This window comes from Pseudomonas sp. DP-17 (assembly GCF_022380625.1).
Lineage (GTDB): Bacteria > Pseudomonadota > Gammaproteobacteria > Pseudomonadales > Pseudomonadaceae > Pseudomonas > Pseudomonas nitroreducens_A.
In genome coordinates this window covers 1-3,373 of record NZ_JAKSXG010000026.1, presented here as the reverse complement: position 1 = coordinate 3,373, position 3,373 = coordinate 1, and the positions used below count along the sequence as shown (strand labels likewise).

Here is a 3,373-nt window from a genome sequence, read left to right as displayed (position 1 = left end):
AATCGTCGAAAGCTCAGACATGAATGTTCAGGTTGAACGAACATTGATGTCTGGTCTTTGTGCCAGAACTGTTCTTTAAAAATTTGGGTATGTGATAGAAGTAGACTGAATAATCTCTTTCACTGGTGATTATTCAAGTCAAGGTAAAATTTGCGAGTTCAAGCGCGAATTTTCGGCGAATGTCGTCTTCACGTTCGAGACAATAACCAGATTGCTTGGGGTTATATGGTCAAGTGAAGAAGCGCATACGGTGGATGCCTTGGCAGTCAGAGGCGATGAAAGACGTGGTAGCCTGCGATAAGCTTCGGGGAGTCGGCAAACAGACTTTGATCCGGAGATCTCTGAATGGGGAAACCCACCCGGGATAACCTGGGTATCTTGCACTGAATACATAGGTGTAAGAGGCGAACCAGGGGAACTGAAACATCTAAGTACCCTGAGGAAAAGAAATCAACCGAGATTCCCTTAGTAGTGGCGAGCGAACGGGGACTAGCCCTTAAGCTTCTTTGAATCTAACAGAACGCTCTGGAAAGTGCGGCCATAGTGGGTGATAGCCCCGTATGTGAAAGGTTCTTTGAAGTGAAATCGAGTAGGACGGAGCACGAGAAACTTTGTCTGAATATGGGGGGACCATCCTCCAAGGCTAAATACTACTGACTGACCGATAGTGAACCAGTACCGTGAGGGAAAGGCGAAAAGAACCCCGGAGAGGGGAGTGAAATAGAACCTGAAACCGTATGCGTACAAGCAGTGGGAGCCTACTTTGTTAGGTGACTGCGTACCTTTTGTATAATGGGTCAGCGACTTATATTCAGTGGCGAGCTTAACCGAATAGGGAAGGCGTAGCGAAAGCGAGTCTTAATAGGGCGAATTAGTCGCTGGGTATAGACCCGAAACCGGGCGATCTATCCATGAGCAGGTTGAAGGTTAGGTAACACTGACTGGAGGACCGAACCCACTCCCGTTGAAAAGGTAGGGGATGACTTGTGGATCGGAGTGAAAGGCTAATCAAGCTCGGAGATAGCTGGTTCTCCTCGAAAGCTATTTAGGTAGCGCCTCACGTATCACTCCAGGGGGTAGAGCACTGTTTCGGCTAGGGGGTCATCCCGACTTACCAAACCGATGCAAACTCCGAATACCTGGAAGTGTCAGCGTGGGAGACACACGGCGGGTGCTAACGTCCGTCGTGAAAAGGGAAACAACCCAGACCGTCAGCTAAGGTCCCAAAGTTATGGTTAAGTGGTAAACGATGTGGGAAGGCTTAGACAGCTAGGAGGTTGGCTTAGAAGCAGCCACCCTTTAAAGAAAGCGTAATAGCTCACTAGTCGAGTCGGCCTGCGCGGAAGATGTAACGGGGCTCAAACCATACACCGAAGCTACGGGTGCATCGCAAGATGCGCGGTAGAGGAGCGTTCTGTAAGCCTGTGAAGGTGAGTTGAGAAGCTTGCTGGAGGTATCAGAAGTGCGAATGCTGACATGAGTAACGACAATGGGAGTGAAAAACTCCCACGCCGAAAGACCAAGGGTTCCTGCGCAACGTTAATCGACGCAGGGTTAGTCGGTCCCTAAGGCGAGGCTGAAGAGCGTAGTCGATGGGAAACAGGTTAATATTCCTGTACTTCTAGTTACTGCGATGGAGGGACGGAGAAGGCTAGGCCAGCTTGGCGTTGGTTGTCCAAGTTTAAGGTGGTAGGCAGAGATCTTAGGTAAATCCGGGGTCTTAATGCCGAGAGCTGATGACGAGTCATCTTTTAGATGATGAAGTGGTTGATGCCATGCTTCCAGGAAAAGCTTCTAAGCTTCAGGTAACTAGGAACCGTACCCCAAACCGACACAGGTGGTTGGGTAGAGAATACCAAGGCGCTTGAGAGAACTCGGGTGAAGGAACTAGGCAAAATGGCACCGTAACTTCGGGAGAAGGTGCGCCGGCGAGGGTGAACGATTTACTCGGTAAGCCCATGCCGGTCGAAGATACCAGGCCGCTGCGACTGTTTATTAAAAACACAGCACTCTGCAAACACGAAAGTGGACGTATAGGGTGTGACGCCTGCCCGGTGCCGGAAGGTTAATTGATGGGGTTAGCGAAAGCGAAGCTCTTGATCGAAGCCCCGGTAAACGGCGGCCGTAACTATAACGGTCCTAAGGTAGCGAAATTCCTTGTCGGGTAAGTTCCGACCTGCACGAATGGCGTAACGATGGCGGCGCTGTCTCCACCCGAGACTCAGTGAAATTGAAATCGCTGTGAAGATGCAGTGTATCCGCGGCTAGACGGAAAGACCCCGTGAACCTTTACTGTAGCTTTGCACTGGACTTTGAGCCTGCTTGTGTAGGATAGGTGGGAGGCTTTGAAGCGTGGACGCCAGTCTGCGTGGAGCCATCCTTGAAATACCACCCTGGCATGCTTGAGGTTCTAACTCTGGTCCGTCATCCGGATCGAGGACAGTGTATGGTGGGCAGTTTGACTGGGGCGGTCTCCTCCTAAAGAGTAACGGAGGAGTACGAAGGTGCGCTCAGACCGGTCGGAAATCGGTCGTAGAGTATAAAGGCAAAAGCGCGCTTGACTGCGAGACAGACACGTCGAGCAGGTACGAAAGTAGGTCTTAGTGATCCGGTGGTTCTGTATGGAAGGGCCATCGCTCAACGGATAAAAGGTACTCCGGGGATAACAGGCTGATACCGCCCAAGAGTTCATATCGACGGCGGTGTTTGGCACCTCGATGTCGGCTCATCACATCCTGGGGCTGAAGCCGGTCCCAAGGGTATGGCTGTTCGCCATTTAAAGTGGTACGCGAGCTGGGTTTAGAACGTCGTGAGACAGTTCGGTCCCTATCTGCCGTGGACGTTTGAGATTTGAGAGGGGCTGCTCCTAGTACGAGAGGACCGGAGTGGACGAACCTCTGGTGTTCCGGTTGTCACGCCAGTGGCATTGCCGGGTAGCTATGTTCGGAATAGATAACCGCTGAAAGCATCTAAGCGGGAAACTAGCCTCAAGATGAGATCTCACTGGGAACTTGATTCCCCTGAAGGGCCGTCGAAGACTACGACGTTGATAGGTCGGGTGTGTAAGCGCTGTGAGGCGTTGAGCTAACCGATACTAATTGCCCGTGAGGCTTGACCATATAACACCCAAACAATTTGCGTGTTGTACGGTGAAGACGTAACGAACCGAAAGTTCGTGTGAACCGCAAATTACTTGTCACATACCCGAATCTGGATGAGCGTGTGCACCTGCCACGAGCGTCCATAAAGAATTGCTTGACGACCATAGAGCGTTGGAACCACCTGATCCCATCCCGAACTCAGTAGTGAAACGACGCATCGCCGATGGTAGTGTGGAGTTTCTCCATGTGAGAGTAGGTCATCGTCAAGCTCC

The 3,373-nt window shown here is 51.3% G+C and carries 2 rRNA genes; both read left to right on the top strand.

Annotation, left to right across the window (positions count from 1 at the left end):
• Window positions 1-227: 227 nt before the first annotated feature.
• Window positions 228-3,119, top strand: a 23S ribosomal RNA gene (locus MJ122_RS29970).
• A 135-nt stretch (window positions 3,120-3,254) separates the two neighbouring features.
• Window positions 3,255-3,370 (top strand): 5S ribosomal RNA (gene rrf, locus MJ122_RS29965).
• Window positions 3,371-3,373 lie beyond the last annotated feature (3 nt).